This window comes from Promicromonospora iranensis (genome assembly GCF_028994775.1).
Classification (GTDB): Bacteria; Actinomycetota; Actinomycetes; order Actinomycetales; family Cellulomonadaceae; genus Promicromonospora; species Promicromonospora iranensis_A.
The window spans coordinates 56,374-71,632 of sequence record NZ_JAJQMN010000011.1 but is presented as its reverse complement, the minus strand read 5'-3'; the positions used below and the strand labels follow the sequence as shown (position 1 = coordinate 71,632).

12 protein-coding genes are annotated in these 15,259 nt (G+C 74.4%); 3 read left to right on the top strand and 9 right to left on the bottom strand.

What is annotated here, in order from left to right:
* The first annotated feature begins 18 nt into the window (after positions 1 to 18).
* From LUU90_RS20140 to LUU90_RS20130, 3 genes are read left to right on the top strand one after another with little or no spacing between them, the layout of a single operon-like run.
* The gene (locus tag LUU90_RS20140; RefSeq protein WP_275005653.1) at positions 19 to 804 is read left to right on the top strand and encodes a LamB/YcsF family protein; all 786 of its coding nucleotides are present in this window, start codon (positions 19 to 21) and stop codon (positions 802 to 804) included.
* The gene (locus tag LUU90_RS20135) at positions 801 to 2,489 is read left to right on the top strand and encodes a 5-oxoprolinase/urea amidolyase family protein (protein ID WP_275005652.1); all 1,689 of its coding nucleotides are present in this window, start codon (positions 801 to 803) and stop codon (positions 2,487 to 2,489) included. Before LUU90_RS20140 ends, LUU90_RS20135 begins: the two co-directional genes overlap by 4 nt.
* Complete coding sequence (locus tag LUU90_RS20130) at positions 2,486 to 4,372, top strand: acetyl/propionyl/methylcrotonyl-CoA carboxylase subunit alpha (protein WP_275005650.1); 1,887 nt, start codon at positions 2,486 to 2,488, stop codon at positions 4,370 to 4,372. The genes LUU90_RS20135 and LUU90_RS20130 overlap by 4 nt, the downstream gene beginning before the upstream one ends.
* Before the next feature lie 268 nt (positions 4,373 to 4,640).
* Here LUU90_RS20130 and LUU90_RS20125 read toward each other — a convergent pair whose 3' ends face one another.
* From LUU90_RS20125 to folP, 9 genes are all read right to left on the bottom strand, one after another.
* Positions 4,641 to 6,341, bottom strand: coding sequence for an L-aspartate oxidase (locus LUU90_RS20125; protein WP_275005648.1), 1,701 nt, complete (start codon positions 6,339 to 6,341; stop codon positions 4,641 to 4,643).
* On the bottom strand, positions 6,338 to 6,844 hold the full coding sequence (gene panD, locus LUU90_RS20120) for an aspartate 1-decarboxylase (protein ID WP_275005646.1): 507 nt from the start codon (positions 6,842 to 6,844) through the stop codon (positions 6,338 to 6,340). The genes LUU90_RS20125 and panD overlap by 4 nt, the downstream gene beginning before the upstream one ends.
* 4 nt (positions 6,845 to 6,848) lie before the next feature.
* Complete coding sequence (gene panC, locus LUU90_RS20115) at positions 6,849 to 7,709, bottom strand: pantoate--beta-alanine ligase (protein WP_275005820.1); 861 nt, start codon at positions 7,707 to 7,709, stop codon at positions 6,849 to 6,851.
* Between the two features lie 89 nt (positions 7,710 to 7,798).
* Positions 7,799 to 8,773 carry a Rossmann-like and DUF2520 domain-containing protein gene (locus tag LUU90_RS20110; RefSeq protein WP_275005645.1) on the bottom strand — a complete coding sequence of 325 codons (975 nt, stop codon included), beginning with the start codon at positions 8,771 to 8,773 and terminating at the stop codon, positions 7,799 to 7,801.
* Between the two features lie 13 nt (positions 8,774 to 8,786).
* Positions 8,787 to 10,460: a PH domain-containing protein gene (locus tag LUU90_RS20105; protein WP_275005644.1), complete on the bottom strand. Its 1,674-nt coding sequence runs from the start codon at positions 10,458 to 10,460 to the stop codon at positions 8,787 to 8,789.
* Entirely contained in the window at positions 10,457 to 10,948 is a 492-nt protein-coding gene (locus LUU90_RS20100; RefSeq protein WP_275005643.1) for a PH domain-containing protein, read from the bottom strand. The genes LUU90_RS20105 and LUU90_RS20100 overlap by 4 nt, the downstream gene beginning before the upstream one ends.
* A 35-nt stretch (positions 10,949 to 10,983) precedes the next feature.
* Entirely contained in the window at positions 10,984 to 11,469 is a 486-nt protein-coding gene (locus LUU90_RS20095; RefSeq protein WP_275005642.1) for a DUF3180 domain-containing protein, read from the bottom strand.
* Between the two features lies 1 nt (position 11,470).
* A complete protein-coding gene (folK, locus tag LUU90_RS20090; RefSeq protein WP_275005641.1) occupies positions 11,471 to 14,245 on the bottom strand; it encodes a 2-amino-4-hydroxy-6-hydroxymethyldihydropteridine diphosphokinase in 2,775 nt (924 codons plus the stop codon).
* A complete protein-coding gene (gene folP / locus LUU90_RS20085) occupies positions 14,242 to 15,201 on the bottom strand; it encodes a dihydropteroate synthase (RefSeq protein WP_275005818.1) in 960 nt (319 codons plus the stop codon). Before folP ends, folK begins: the two co-directional genes overlap by 4 nt.
* Positions 15,202 to 15,259 lie beyond the last annotated feature (58 nt).

Sequence of the window (15,259 nt, the reverse complement as noted above, 5' to 3'; positions counted from 1 at the left end):
ACGGTAAGGAAACACACCATGAGCGCCGTCGACCTGAACAGCGATCTCGGCGAGGGCTTCGGCCGCTGGACCCTCGGCGACGACGAGCAGATGCTCGGCATCGTCTCCAGCGCCAACGTCGCCTGCGGCTTCCACGCCGGGGACCCGGCGTCCATCCGCCGCACCGTGCGGTCCGCGGTGGCGCACGGCGTCACCATCGGCGCACACGTCGGCTACCGCGACCTGGCCGGGTTCGGCCGCCGCAACATGGACGTGCCCGACGACGAGCTCGAGGCCGATGTCGCCTACCAGATCGGTGCGCTCCGTGGCCTGACGGACGCGGAGGGGGCGACCGTCACCTACGTGAAGCCGCACGGCGCGCTGTACAACACCGCCGCGGTCGACGAGCGGGTGGCGACGGCGGTGGCCAGGGCCGTCGCCGCTATCGACCCCGGGCTCGTCATGCTGGGGCTGCCCGGCAGCGCGGCCCTCGCGGCGGCGTCCGCGGCGGGGCTCGCGACCGCCACGGAGGCGTTCGCCGACCGCGCCTACACGCCCGAGGGCCGCCTCGTCTCCCGGCGTGAGCCGGGATCCGTGCTGCACGACGCCGACGACGTCGCGCGCCGCATGCTCCGCCTCGTCACCGAAGGCGTGGTGACCGCCGTGGACGGGTCCGACGTCGCGGTGCGCGCCGACTCCGTGTGCGTGCACGGCGACTCCCCGGGCGCCGTGGCCATGGCCCGGCGGATCCGCGAGGTGTTCGACGCCGAGGGCATCACGCTCACGGCCTTCGCCCCGGCGTCGGGCAGCGGCTCCGCAGCGTGATCCGCTTCCTCACCGCGCGCGACGACGCCCTTCTGGTCGAGCTCGACGACCTGGACCAGGCGGTCGCGCTGTACGAGTCCCTCACCACCGACCCGGTACGCGGCGTCGGCGTGCCCGTGCCCGGCGCCCGGACCCTCCTGGTGCCGTTCCGGCCGTCGGCGATCACGGCGCGGGCCCTGGCGGCGGAGCTCCGGACGCGGCCGCTGGAGCGTCGCGCGACCTCCGCCGCGCGTACGGTCGAGATCCCTGTCCTCTACGACGGCGAAGATCTCGCCGAGGTGGCTGTCCTCCTCGGCTGGAGCACCGACGAGCTGGTCCGGCGGCACACCGCGGCGGAATGGACCGTCGGCTTCGTCGGGTTCGCCCCCGGGTTCGCCTACCTGACGAGCGACGACCCCCAGCTCGTGGTCCCCCGCCGAACCAGCCCGCGCACCCGTGTGCCGGCCGGGTCCGTGGCGCTCGCCGGGCCGTACAGCGGCGTCTACCCCCGGGAGAGCCCCGGTGGATGGCAGCTCGTCGGCCGCACCGACGCGCCCGTGTGGGACGTGACCCGCGACCGCCCGGCCCTCATGCTCCCGGGCGACAAGGTCCGCTTCATCCCGCTCCCCGCCGCTGCCGCACGATCGGTCCCGCCCGGCCCGTCCGACTCTGCCGACCCCGACGGCGGAGCGGCTCGCGACGGCGGGGCGGCCGGCAGCGGGGTCGAGGTGGTTCGGGTCGGGGTGCAGGCGCTGGTCCAAGACCTCGGGCGGCCCGGTTCCGAGGGGGCGGGTGTGTCGGCGTCCGGCGCACTGGACCGGCCCAGCCTGCGGGCTGCCAACCGCGCAGTCGGCAATCCGTCGGACGCCGCCGCCATCGAGTCGGTGGGCGGCCTGCGTCTGCGCGCCCGCGGCCCGCAGGTGCTCGCGGTGACGGGGGCGGCGTGCGACGTCGTCGTACGGCCAGGTCCGGGCGGGCCGGACGAGGCCGGAGCCAGTCGGCCTGACCGCCGTCCGCGGTCGGGTGAGCCCTTCGCCCTGGACGACGGTGACGAGGTGCGCCTCGCGCCGCCCACGCGGGGTGTGCGTGTCTATGTGGCGGTGCGGGGTGGGATCGACGTGCCGCCGGTACTGGGCAGCCGGTCCACCGACGTGCTGGCCGGACTCGGGCCGGAACCGCTCGGGCCGGGCGACGTACTGCCGGTCGGCGTGCCGGATCGCGGCCTCCCCGCTGCCGGACCACCGTCGGTCGACGCGGCCGGGAGCGTCCCCGTCGACGACCGGACCGGCGCGGGCGGGGCACCGCCGTCGGACGCCCTCCCCGCCGTCGGCGAGGTCACCGAGCTGTCGATCGTCCTGGGGCCGCGCGACGACTGGTTCGACGCCGCCGCGCTCGCTCGGCTGACCGGCCAGGACTGGCTCGTCACGCCGCGCTCCAACCGCGTGGGCCTGCGCCTGGACGGGGAACCCGTCGCCCGGGTCCGGGACAAGGAGGGGGCGGAGCTGCCGAGCGAGGGCTGCGTCACCGGTGCCATCCAGATGCCGCCCGACGGCCTGCCGGTCCTCTTCCTGGCCGACCACCCCCTGACCGGCGGGTACCCCGTGATCGGCGCGGTCGTGGCCGGTCACGTGCCGCTGGCTGGCCAGCTGCCGGCCGGTGCGCGCGTCCGCCTCACGATCCAGAACCACCCAGGAGGTACCCCATGATCCGTAGCGTGCTCATCGCCAACCGGGGCGAGATCGCGGTCCGCGTGGCCCGCGCCTGCGCCGATCTGGGGATCCGCTCCGTCGCGGTGTACGCCGACGGGGACGCGGACGCCCCGCACGTCCGCCTCGCCGACGAGGCCTGGGCCCTCGACGGACGCACGGCCGCCGAGACCTACCTGTCGGTCGAGAAGCTGCTCGACGTCGCCCGTCGGTCCGGGGCGGACGCCGTCCACCCCGGCTACGGCTTCCTGTCCGAGAGCGCCGCCACGGCGCGCGCCGTCGAGGACGCGGGGCTGGTGTGGGTGGGGCCGACGTCGGCCACCATCGAGCTGCTCGGCGACAAGATCGCCGCCCGTGACCTGGCGCGGACGGTCGGCGCGCCCCTCGTACCCGGTTCCGACGGCCCGGTGCCCGACGCCGCCGCCGCGCTCGCCTTCGCCGAGGAGCACGGGCTGCCGCTCGCCATCAAGGCGGCGCACGGCGGCGGCGGACGTGGCATGCGCGTGGCCAGGACCCTCGACGAGGTGCCCGAGCTCTTCGAGGCCGCCCGGCGCGAGGCCGAGGCTGCGTTCGGGCGGGGCGAGTGCTTCGTCGAACGGTTCCTCGACCGGCCCCGGCACGTGGAGGCGCAGATCATCGCCGACGACCACGGTCACGTGGTCGTCGCGGGCACGAGGGACTGCTCCCTCCAGCGGCGCAACCAGAAGCTGGTCGAGGAGGCCCCCGCACCGTTCCTCGACCCGGCGGTGCGCGCGCGGATCCACGAGTCCGCGCGCGATCTCTGCGCCGCCGCCGGCTACCGCGGTGCCGGAACCGTCGAGTTCCTGCTCGGCACGGACGGCACCCTGTCCTTCCTCGAGGTCAACACGCGACTCCAGGTGGAGCACCCCGTCACCGAGGAGACCACCGGGCTGGACCTCGTGGCGGAACAGCTCCGCGTCGCGAGCGGTCTGCCCCTGTCCGTCACCGAGGACCCCGAGCCCCGCGGGCACGCGATCGAGCTGCGGCTCAACGCCGAGGACCCGGCACGCGGCTTCCTGCCCGGCCCCGGGCGCGTCGAGCGGTTCGTCGCTCCGGCAGGCCCCGGCGTGCGGGTCGACGCGGGTGTGGAGTCAGGGTCGGTGATCCCCGGCGAGTTCGACTCGCTCTTCGCCAAGATCGTCGTGTGGGGGCCGACCCGGGAGCTCGCGCTCGCACGAGCCCGGCGAGCGGCGGCCGAGACCGTCGTCGAGGGCGTACCCACGGTGCTGCCGTTCCACCGCGCGGTGCTGGCCGACCCGGCGTTCACGGGGACCACCGAAGGGTCCGGCTTCGCCGTCCACACCCAGTGGATAGAGACCGAGATGCTCCCGTCGATCGACCCGCAGTCGCTCGCCGCGCCGGTGGTCGAGCCAGGGGTCGTCGCGACGTGGGTCGAGATCGACGGTCGGCGGCACCGGGTGCGGACGCCGGGCGGGTTCGGGGTCGGCGGGATCGGGTTCGGGTTGGGGGCCGGCGGGATCGGGGCCGGCAGGGCTGGGTTCGGAGGTGCCGAGGCCGGGTTCGGCGCGGTCGGCGGCGGGGTCGGCACAGTCGGGACCGGATTCGGCGGGGCCCGTCCGGCGGCAGGTCCCGGGACGACCGCCGGCTCCGGGGCGGCGCCGGCGTCGGGCGGTGGAATCGACGACGGGCGGGTACCGCTGCTCGCCGCGATGCCCGGCACCCTGGTGCGCTGGCTGGTGCCCGACGGCGAGACCGTGTCCGACGGCCAGCCCGTCGCCGTCGTCGAGGCGATGAAGATGGAGACCCAGCTCATGGCGGAGGCCGCGGGCGCGCTGGAGCACGCCGCCGACGAAGGGGCGCCGGTCAACACGGGCGACCCGATCGGCTACATCACGCACTAGCCGACCCCAGATTCGTGGCTGAGTTCGGTCAGTTGCTGGCGTCCGCCCACGACTTCGGTCCCTTGCCCTGAGATCGGTCAATCAACCGACCGATCTCAAGGCAAGGGACCGAAGTCAGTGCGGGGCCACGTGCAAGGGACCGAACTCGGCGCAAAGCCTCACGCAAAGGACCGAACTCAGCACGAGGCCTCACGCAAACGACCGAAACTCAGCACAACGCCTCACGCAAACGACCGAAGTGGCCGCCACATCCGGACCCGCAGCAGACTCAGCGCGCCTGGAGCACGCCGTCGTCGTCGAGCCAGACCCGGACCCGGCGCTTCCACGCCTCGACAGGCTTCGGGAAGTCCGTGCGGTAGTGCCCGCCCCGGGTCTCCTCGCGCAGCGCGGCCGCGCGGGTCAGGGCACGGGCTACCTGGTGGACGTTGGTGGTCTCCCACTCGGCGGCCTGGGGCTCGGCCATGACCTCGTCCGCGAGATGCGCGTCGGCGCGGACGGCGGCCAGCCGCTCGTCGACCTCGGCCAGCGACCGCGCCGACCGGATCACGCCGGAACCCGCGGAGGTCACCTTCTGGATGCGCGAGCGGGCGGCGGCCGCGACCAGCCCGGAACCGCCGGGGCGCTCGGCGGGCACGCCCGGCTTCAGCTCTCCGGCGTCGAACCGGGCGGCGATGTCGCGTGCCGCCCGGTAGGCGAACACGATGCCCTCCAGCAGCGAGTTCGACGCGAGCCGGTTCGCCCCGTGCACGCCCGTGCAGGCGACCTCGCCGACCGCGTACAGGCCGTCCACCGAGGACCGTCCGTCCAGGTCGGTCACCACGCCGCCCGAGTGGTAGTGCTGGGCGGGTGCCACGGGCACCGGCTCCTCGGACCAGTCGATCTGCGCCTCCAGGAGCCGCCGGTTGATCGTCGGGAACCGCGTGCGCAGGAACTCCCGGCCGAGGTGGCGGGCGTCGAGCAGCACGTTGTCGGCACCGGTGGCGGCCATCTGCCGCTGGATCGCGTGCGCGACGACGTCCCGCGGGGCCAGCTCCGCCAGCTCGTGCACCGCCGGCATGAACCGGTGCCCGTCGACGTCGAGCAGCAGCGCGCCCTCGCCGCGTACCGCCTCCGAGATCAGGGGCACCTGGCCCTTGGCGCCCGTACCGAGCCACAGGACCGTCGGGTGGAACTGCACGAACTCCAGGTCGCCCAGCGTCGCACCCGCCCGGAGCGCCGCGGCGATGCCGTCGCCGGTCGCGCCTGCCGGGTTGGTCGAGGACCGGAACACCTGCCCGATCCCGCCCGTCGCCAGCACGACGGCGGGGGCCAGGACGGCACCGACGCCGTCCCGCGAACCCGTCCCCCGCACGTGCAGGGTCACGCCGCAGGCCCGCACGCTGCTCTCCTTCGACCCACCCCGACCACCCATGGGCGTGGTGGTGAGGACGTCCAGCACCAGGGCGTTCTCCACGACCTCGATGCCGGGGTCGTGCCGGACCGCCTCGATCTGCGCGACGAGTGCCCGCGAGATCTCCGCGCCCGTGGCGTCACCGCCGGCGTGCGCGATCCGGTCGGCGCGGTGACCGCCCTCCCGGGTGAGCGCGATGTCGCCGTCGGCCGCCTTGTCGAAGACGGCGCCGCGGGCCACCAGCTCGCGCACACGCTCCGGACCCTCGGTGACCAGCACCTGCACGGCCTCCGGGTCGGACAGGCCGCCGCCGGCGGCGAGCGTGTCCGCGAGGTGCGCCCCCGGTGAGTCCGACGGGTCGAGCGCCGCGGCGATTCCGCCCTGCGCCCACACCGTCGATCCCGACAGGAGCCGCCCCTTCGTCACGAGCAGCACCCGCGGCACGTGCGTCCGCAGCTCGAGCGCCGCCGTCAGCCCGGCGATGCCGGAGCCGACGACTATCGCGTCGGCCTCCGCGGTCCAGCCGGGCGCAGGGGCCGCGAGGGAACGTGCGAGACGAGGTCCGGGACCGGCACTCACGCTCGGCCCGACGCCGTGCGCACCAGGCCGGCCTGCTGGAACGGCTCGATCGGCAGGCCGCTCTCCTCCAGGCCGTACCCGTCGGGCACGTGGCCGGGCTCGTCGTTGATCTCGACGATCCGGTTCTTCTCGTCGACGAACACGACGTTCGGCAGGAAGGTCCGCGCGTCGTGGTCCGAGAGCATGCCGTAGGCGATCAGGATGACGATGTCGCCGGGGCTGACCAGGTGGGCCGCCGCGCCGTTGATGCAGATCTGGCCCGACCCGGGCTCGCCCGGGATCACGTAGGTGGTCAGCCGGGCACCGTTGGTCACGTCGACGACGTCGACCTGCTGGCCTGGGACGAGGTCCGCGGCGTCGAGCAGGTCGGCGTCCACCGTGATGGACCCGACGTAGTGCAGGTCCGCCTGCGTCACGGTGGCGCGATGGATCTTGGCGATCATCATCGGCCGCTGCAGCGACGCGGGGCGGCCGACGGGCGGGCGGTGCGGGGTGGAGCTCATGGTGCTACCTCTGGACCTCGGGCGAGACCTCGATGGCCTGGTTGTCGATCAGGCGGGTAGTACCCACCCGTGCGGCCACGAGCAGCAGCGCATGGCCGGAGTAGTCGTCGGTGACCGCGTCCACGGTCACCGGATCGACGAGCGCGAGGTAGTCGACCACGACGCCGTCGGCCTCGTCCAGCACTTGGCGCGCGGCGTTGATCACACTGTCGGCGCCGCTCCCTGCGGCCGCCTCGCCCGCACGGAGCGCGCGGGACAGGGCGAGCGCCCGCTCCCGCTCGTCCGCGGACAGGTACGCGTTGCGGGACGACAGGGCGAGCCCGTCGGCCTCCCGGACCGTCGGTACGCCCACGACCTCGACCGAGACCTCCAGGTCGCGCACCATGCGGCGCACCGCCAGCAGCTGCTGGGCGTCCTTCTCGCCGAACAGCGCGACGTCGGGACGCACCAGGTGCATGAGCTTGAGCACCACGGTGAGCACGCCGTCCAGGTGCCCGGGACGGTGCTCGCCCTCCAGCACGTCGCCGATGTGCCCGGCGGCCACCCGGACCACCGGGTCGCCGTCGGGGTAGACGATCTCGGGAGTGGGCGCGAAGACGACGTCGGCACCGGCGCCGGCCAGCTTGGCCACGTCGCCGTCCAGGTCCCGGGGGTAGGTGTCGAGGTCCTCGCCCGCGCCGAACTGCAACGGGTTCACGAAGATCGTGACGACCACCTGGCCGTTCGGCCCGGCCTCCTCGCGCGCCCGGCGCACGAGCTCCAGGTGCCCGTCGTGCAGCGCGCCCATCGTCATGACGACCGCCCGCTTGCCGGGGCCCGCGTCGGGTCCGGCGACATCCAGGGGTCCCGCGATCGCCCAGCGCATCTGCGCGTCGCGCAGCTCGGACCGGGTGCGCACCACGAGCGGGGTCCGCTGCACGGAGCCCGCTTCGGGTGCGGTCTGGGCCTCGGTGGTCACTGTGTCTTCCTTCCTGCGTGCGACTCCCCGGTGGCGCCGTCCAGCGCGTCGAGCAGCTTCTGCGCGGCGGAGTCGTCGATACGGTGGCTCGCGAGCGCACGTCGGGTGGCCCCGCGGGCGAGCTCGGTGTAGCTGTCGGGCACGTCGGTGGCGCCGCTGGCCGCGGCGAGGGCGCTGAGTTCGGTCAGGTGATGGCGCACGGTGCCGACGTCGCCCCGCGAGACAGGACCGGTGAGCGCGGAGATCGCCCCCGGCCCGACGCCGTCGCGCGCGTCCGCCGACCGCGTGGCCGACTCGAGCGCCGCCGAGAGCAGCGGTGCGAGCACCCGGCCGGGCGCCTCGATCCCCGCCGCCTCCAGGGCCTGCGCTGCCTGCGCGACGAGCACCACCAGGTGGTTCGCCCCGTGGGCGAGAGCAGCGTGGTACAGGCCGCGGAGCTGCTCGTCGACGATCACGGGCTCGCCGCCGATCTCGACAACCAGCGCCTGCCCGATCGGCTGCACGGGCGCCGGGGCGGTCACGGCGAACGTGCAGCCCTCCAGCCGGGCCAGGTCGAGTGACGTGCCGGAGAACGTCATGGCGGGATGCACCGCGAGCGGGATCGCACCGCCCAGCCGGGCAGGCTCCAGGACGGCGGTGCCGTAGCGACCCGACGTGTGGATCGCGAGCTGGCCCGGCTGCCAGGCTCCGGTGTCGGCGAGGCCGGCGACCAGAGGACCCAGGGCGTCGTCGGGCACGGCGAGGAGCACGAGCTCCGCCCGCTCGACGACGTCGGGCACCTGGAGGTTGGGGACGCCCGGCAGGAGCGTCTCGATGCGCTCCCGGGAGTCCTCCGAGATCCCGCTCGCGCCGACGACGGCATGACCGGCGGCGCGCAGGGCGTTGCCGAGCACGGCGCCCACCCGTCCCGCGCCGACCACGCCGACGCCCAGCCGGCCGGGCCGACGGGCCGGCTCTTCGGAGCTACTCACCGGGTATCACCGGTCACTCACCCTGTCTTTCCATCCATCGTTCGGGACCGGCGGCGGCACGTGCGCTCCGGGCTCGCATGGCCTGCTCCGCCATGAGCCGCGCGGCGTCGGCGGCGTCGAGGTGCGGCGCCTCCGGATGCACCGGGCCCTCCGTGGAGTGCACCTGGAACGACGCGACACCCAGCCGGCGCTGCCACGGGCCCTGGCTCAGGCCCAGCGACTGCGTCCGCTCGTGCGGCACCACGTCCAGGATCTTCACCATGCGGCCCCGACGCAGTAGCAGCGCGCGACCGGTCACGGCGAACCCGTTGCGACGCCATGCCACCGGATCCAGTATGCGCGTCCGCCGTGGTGCCGTGACGTACACGCTCTCGGTCCGGGAGTTGCCGTCCAGCCCCGCGTCGAGGACGCGGCGCGGCTCGTCGACGCCGAGGTCCGGCAGCACGAGCGACAGCACCGTCAGTGCCTCGTCGCGGGTGCCGACGGGCAGGAGCACGCTGTTCTTCTCCTCGCTCTCGCCGCCGTAGCCGGCGACGTTCACCTGGACCCGCCACCAGTCGCGGCCGCGCCACAGCACGCTCTGCACGAGGCGGACCGCCTGCACACGGCCGGGCGGGATGGTCTGGGACCGTGTCTCCAGCATCCCGTGGCGCAGCCGGACGCCGTCGGGCGAGATGGCCACCCGGAAGTCGAACTCCCCGGTGAGCCGGCCGAACAGGTACCCGCCGGCGCCCAGCACCGCGGGCAGCGACGCAGATATGACGGCGAACTCGCCGGTGACGATCATGACCACCACCACGACCAGGGCCCACACCACCAGCGTGATCATCGCCCCGGAACGCACGACCGACGCGATCAGCCGGCCCAGCGGGACGCTGAGCACGGGTATCTGGGGCGCCTCGAGGGTGGGCGGGCCCGTGGGGCCGCCGAGCGGACCGTCCGGCCCGCCTGCGTGCGGGAACCCGGCCTGCGGCCCGGCGTCCTGCGGCTGCCCCTCCGGCCCGGTCCCGACGGGCACAGGACCGACGGGCACAGGACCGACGGGCACGGAGCCGGCGTGGCCGGGGCCGGCCGGCGCGGCCACCGTGCCTGACGGCGGCTGCCTGCGGCCACTGCCCGCGGGACCCGTCCTCGCCACCTTCAGGCCTGCCGCGCGGGCGAGGAGCTCGGCGCGCAGCTCGTCGGCGTCGGACCCCTTCAGGAACCCGATGGCGACGCCCGAGTCGGTACCACCGGCGGTCTCCAGGGTGAGCTCGCAGAGGCCGAAGAACCGGGCCACGAGCGGCTGCCGGATGTCCACCGACTGCAGCCGGTCCAGGCGGGCGTGGCGCTGCTGGCGGAACAGGATGCCGCGCCGCAGGTGCACCGTCTCCTCGCCGATGGCGTAGGTGGTCATGCGCCAGGCCAGCACCGAGTAGCCCCAGCCCACGGCGGCGACCGCCGCCAGCGCCGCGAACAGGGTCCACCAGTACTCGCTGGAGACGAGGGCGATGAGGCCGCCCCGCGGTCCCCCGTCCAGGCTCTGCTGGCCGAGGATCACGACCGCGGCGCCCACCACCGCCCAGCCCCGGACCAGCGGCGTGACCGGGTGCACGCGGCGCCAGTCCAGGTCCTCTGCCGGGGGCTGCGCCCGCTGGGCGGCGGAGCCGGCTCCGCTCGTGTCGAGCTCGTGCTCCGGCGTGCTCACAGCCCCGCCAGACGTGCCTCACCGCGGGACGCCAGGCGGTCGCGCAGGCGCGCCGCCTCGTCCGGCGGTAGACCGGGGATCTGCGCGTCGGTGCCGACCGACGCCGTGTGGAGCTGGACCTTCGCCAGGCCCAGCTTGCGGTCCAGCGGCCCTGCCTCCACGTCCACGTACTGCATCCGGCCGTACGGGACCACGACCATCGACCGGAACATGACTCCCTTGCGGATCAGGAGGTCATCGTCACGCTCGGCGTAGCCGATGGCCCTGACCTGGCGCGGGATCAGCAGGATCGACCACAGCAGGAAGACGGCGGGCACACCGGCGAGGAGCCAGAACCACGGGCTGATCGTCACGGCGAGCACGACGCCGGCGACCATCGGTATGCCGAGGCTGATGGTGGCCGGCACCAACATGGCCGTCACGAGACGCGGGGACACGCGGCTCCAGGTCACATCGTGCGGTTCGAAGGGGCTGGTCATGATGGCCATTGTTCCGCAGAGGGCAAGCCATGGACAGCGAAGCCTCAGGCCGGGGCCGGAGACTCGCCCTCGTCGGAGCTCGTACGATCCTTGTCGGACGGCGGCAGCTCGCAGAACTTCTCCACGACCAGGCCGACCACGGCGAGCACCACCGAGCACAGCACAGCTATCCCCGCGGCGACCGCGCGGTCGCGCCGGGACTCGATGGCGAGGTCACCCAGCACCACCAGGACCTGTGCGAGGTACCAGCCACCGAGCAGCGCGCCCGTCAGTGCCGCCGCCTTGGCCAGGACCAGGGTGCGCGCGGCCCGGAGCCCGTCGAGCGAGGGCCGCTTGCCCTTCTGGTACGACCGCACGGTCCAGCCCGACCAGAACACCGCGCCGGCCAGCGCGAGGATCGCCACGTCTACCAGCCAGGGCACGACCGGGAGGTACACGCTGCGCGCCTCCAGGGCGCGCAGCACGAACCAGCCGACGACCGCGACGGCCACGAGAACTGCGATCAGGGACCCGATCGGCGTTCTGCGCATGTCAGGTGTCGCGCCCCCGCTCGTCCCGTACCGGAACCCACGAGGGCACCGAGTCGATCGGGCCGTCCGACGGCGCGGTGGCGCGCTGGTCGGCGACGAAGCCTGGCACCCGGATCACCGTGTGGTCGTTGTCGTAGGCATCCGGCTGGCCGTTCGACTGGCCGTTCGGCTGCCCGTTGACGTGCCCGTTCGGCTGCCCGTTCTGGACCTGGTCCGGCACGCCGTTCGGCGGAGAGGTGACCGGGGCGAACACCGGGGTGGCCGGCTCCTGTGGCGCGGCGCCGTTCGTGGGCGGGAACACCCCGCTCTGCTGACGCGACGGGTTCACCGGCGCGAACACCGGCTTCGCCTGGGAGGGCGCCGACGACAGCGGCTCGTGCGCCGGATCCTCGTGCGCGGTGTCGCGTACCGCCCGCGGCGCGATGGGTGCCTGCGGCGCGGGGACGAGCGCCTCCTCCGGGGGCGGGACCGCCGAACCGTTGCCGACCGGCACCGCACCGCGCGGACCCGTGGGCATCGCCTGCGTGGCCTGCTGCGGGATCGGCACCGAGCCGCCCGCGCCGGGTACCGGCCCGCTGGAGTACCCCTGCGGGTGCGACCCACCCGGGTACGCCTCCTGCTGGAGTCCGTTCTGGGCCTGGCGATCGAGCTCGACGGGGCCGCTGTGCTGCCCCTGCGGGTGCCCACCGCCCGGAACCTCGACCACGGGTCCTGCGGGCAGGACCGGCGGGCGGCCGCTCGGCGGGAGCGAGGGCGGCAGTGCCGGCGGCATCTCGCCGGGGTGCGCGTCCTGATGGGCGCTGCCGCCGTCGTCGGGCACCGCGGAATGGTTCGAGCCGGTGGTGCCGCCGCTCGGCTCGGGCTCCGGGTCGGTCAGCCAGTCGAGCGCGAGCCAGCGGATGCCGGCCCGGTCGGGCGCCGTGGCCGCGAGCTGGGCGACGGGGCCGCCACCCAGGCCGGGCAGCACCGCGTCCGGTGCGATCTGGGACCACGGCTCGAGGACGAACGCCCGCTCGTGCGCGCGGGGGTGCGGCACCTCGAGGTCCTCGGCCGAGTCGGTCAGGTTGCCGTAGGTGATCACGTCGACGTCCAGCGTGCGCGGACCCCAGTGCTCCTCACGGGTGCGGCCGTGCAGGTTCTCGACCTCCTGGCAGAGGTGCAACAGCCCGCGGGCCGAGAGCGTGGTGCGGGCCAGCAGCACCGCGTTGAGGTAGTCGGGCTGCTCCTCGGGACCGCCGACGGCGGCCGTGCGGGCCAGCGGGGACACGTCGGTGATCTGCAGGCCCGGCATGCGGTCCAGCTCGGCCACCGCGGACCGCATGGTCGCCTGCGGGTCACCCAGGTTGGCGCCGATCGCGATGACCACGTCCACGTACCCGGCGGGAACCTCGTCGAACCGGTCGCGCGGCTCAGCCTGATACTGCTCGGCCTGGTACTGCTCCGCCGAGGGCTGCTCGGGCTGGTACCCGGCCGCATACTGCTCCGGCTGGTCGACGGCGGAGTCGGGAACCGCCGCGGACACGCGGGTGGTCTCCGGCTCGCCCCGGTCGTACTGCTGCTCGAAGAGCTGGTCGTACTGGTTCTGCTGGGGGTCGAGCTGCTGCGGCTGCTGCTCGAAGCCGGGCTGCTCGTAGCCGGTCTGCTCGAACTGCTGGGGCTGCTCGAACCGCTGGCCCGGCTGCTCGGCCTGTTCCGGCTGCTGCGCGAACTGGTCGTACTGCTGCTCGAAGGCGTTCGGCTGGTCGCGCCTCTGGTCGAGGCCCTGCACCGACTCGTACTGCTGGACCGGCTCGAAGGCCTGCTCGGACAGGAACTGCTCGTCCGGCCGGAACGTCGGCTCCTGACCGAGCTGGTCCCGCTGCTCGGTCTGTGCCGGGGCGTCGGGCTGCAGGTCCCAGGCGGCGGGAACCACCTGGAGCGGCGCGGGCGCGATGAGCTCGGGCGCCGGGAGCGGCTCCGGCGTCTCGACGGCCGGCTGCGCGGCGGGCGCCGCGGCGCCGGGAACCCGCTCCACCAGCGGATCGGGCTCGAACGCCTCGGCGCGGAGCTGGGCCGTCTCGGCGGGCTCGGGCTGGTAGGGCTGGTACGGCTCCGGCTCGAACTGCGCCGGCCCGTCCTGCGCCGGGCGGGTGATCGGTTCGAGGTCCTGCGGCTCGGGCTCGCTGGTGTACGACGCGCCGTCGGACCCGCTGCGCGCGTGCTCCGGCGCATCGTTCCACGATTCGGTGGGCGGGCTCGCGGGGAACGCGTCCCTCGACCCGGCCTCGTACCCCAGGGGATCGGCCGGCTCGGTCGCCGAAGCCGGACCGGCGAGGGGCGACGCGTCCGCGGAGTCGGCGGACGACGCCGGCGCGGCCACGACGGGCATGCGGCTGCGGTCCCGCCGGATCGCCACCTCGACGTCGGCGAAGGGCACCGGGATGGGAGCCTGCGGCTTGTGCACGCGAACGTGAACCGCCTCGACCTGCGGCCGGGCCAGCACCACTGCGGCGATGCGCTCGGCCACGGTCTCGACGAGGTCGACGGGCTCTCCCGCGAGGACGTCGTGGACGTCCTGCGCCACGTCCGCGTAGCTCACCGTCTGTGCCAGGTCGTCACCGGCGGCCGCGGGGCGTGTGTCGAGGTACAGCACGACGTCGGCCCGGAACTCCTGGCCGGTCTGTCGTTCCGACGGCAGCACACCGTGGTACCCCCGCGCGCTCACGCCTGTCAGCTGGACCTGGTCCAGCGACCGGCCGTCCGGGCCTGTAACGCCCGTTCCGAACGCTGTGGTCACCGTGGTCTCCCCCCGTCGTCTGTGCGTGCACCGGAATCCTGCCAGGTCGGCATGCCCTGTTCCCCGGCCGTCCACGATTCTGTGGTCAAGGCCACGGTGGAAGTCAATGCTTCCGGTGCGGAATGGGGAGAGGTACCCGGTGACCCTACCCGGGACCCGTCGCCCGCCGCTGCCCACGCGGCCGCGACCTTGACGGCGTCGGCGCTGGCCCGGACGGTGTGCACCCGGACACACCAGGCGCCCGCGGCAGCCGACAGGGCGGAGATCGCGGCGGTCGCGTCGTCCCGGGCCCGCGGCACCGCGGGATGCCCTGCCGAGTCCGCGAGCAGGTGGCCGAGGAACCGCTTGCGCGACGCGCCCACGAGCACCGGGCGGCCCAGCTGGTGCAGGGCGTCGAGGTGGGCCAGGAGCGGCCAGTTCAGCACGCCGGCCTTGGCGAACCCGAGACCGGGGTCGAGGATCAGCTGTTCGGGCCGCACGCCGTCGTCGTGCAGGGCGGCCATGCGGGCGGCGAGCTCGTCGCGAACGTCGGCGACGACGTCGCCGTACTCCTGCCGGTCGTCCATGACGTCCGCGTGGCCTCGCCAGTGCATCGCCACGTACGCGGCACCGCACTCGGCGACGGCGCGGCCCATCTCCGGGTCGGCCAGGCCGCCGGAGACGTCGTTCACCATGCGCGCCCCTGCGGCGACCGCCCGCTCGGCGACGGCCGCACGGGTGGTGTCCACGCTCACGACCGCACCGCGCGCGGCGAGCTGCTCGATCACGGGGAGCACCCGGGCCAGCTCCTGCTCCTGCGGTACCCGCACCGATCCTGGCCGGGTGGACTCCCCGCCCACGTCCAGGATGTCCGCGCCCTCCCCGAGCAGCTCCAGCCCGTGTGCGACGGCGGCCGACGGCTCGAACCACTCCCCGCCGTCCGAGAAGGAGTCGGGAGTGACGTTGACGACACCCATCACCAGGGTGCGGCCGACGCCGGAGAGCTCCGGCAGGCCGAGCACCCGGGCGTCCCGG

Excerpts from the sequence above, each read along its gene's own strand:
- LUU90_RS20140 (WP_275005653.1), top strand. The coding sequence starts at position 19 with ATGAGCGCCGTCGACCTGAACAGCGATCTCGGCGAGGGCTTCGGCCGC.
- LUU90_RS20130 (WP_275005650.1), top strand. The coding sequence starts at position 2,486 with ATGATCCGTAGCGTGCTCATCGCCAACCGGGGCGAGATCGCGGTCCGC.
- panD (WP_275005646.1), bottom strand. The coding sequence starts at position 6,844 with ATGAGCTCCACCCCGCACCGCCCGCCCGTCGGCCGCCCCGCGTCGCTG.
- panC (WP_275005820.1), bottom strand. The coding sequence starts at position 7,709 with ATGCGCTGGGCGATCGCGGGACCCCTGGATGTCGCCGGACCCGACGCG.
- LUU90_RS20100 (WP_275005643.1), bottom strand. The coding sequence starts at position 10,948 with ATGGCCATCATGACCAGCCCCTTCGAACCGCACGATGTGACCTGGAGC.
- LUU90_RS20095 (WP_275005642.1), bottom strand. The coding sequence starts at position 11,469 with ATGCGCAGAACGCCGATCGGGTCCCTGATCGCAGTTCTCGTGGCCGTC.
- folP (WP_275005818.1), bottom strand. The coding sequence starts at position 15,201 with ATGGGTGTCGTCAACGTCACTCCCGACTCCTTCTCGGACGGCGGGGAG.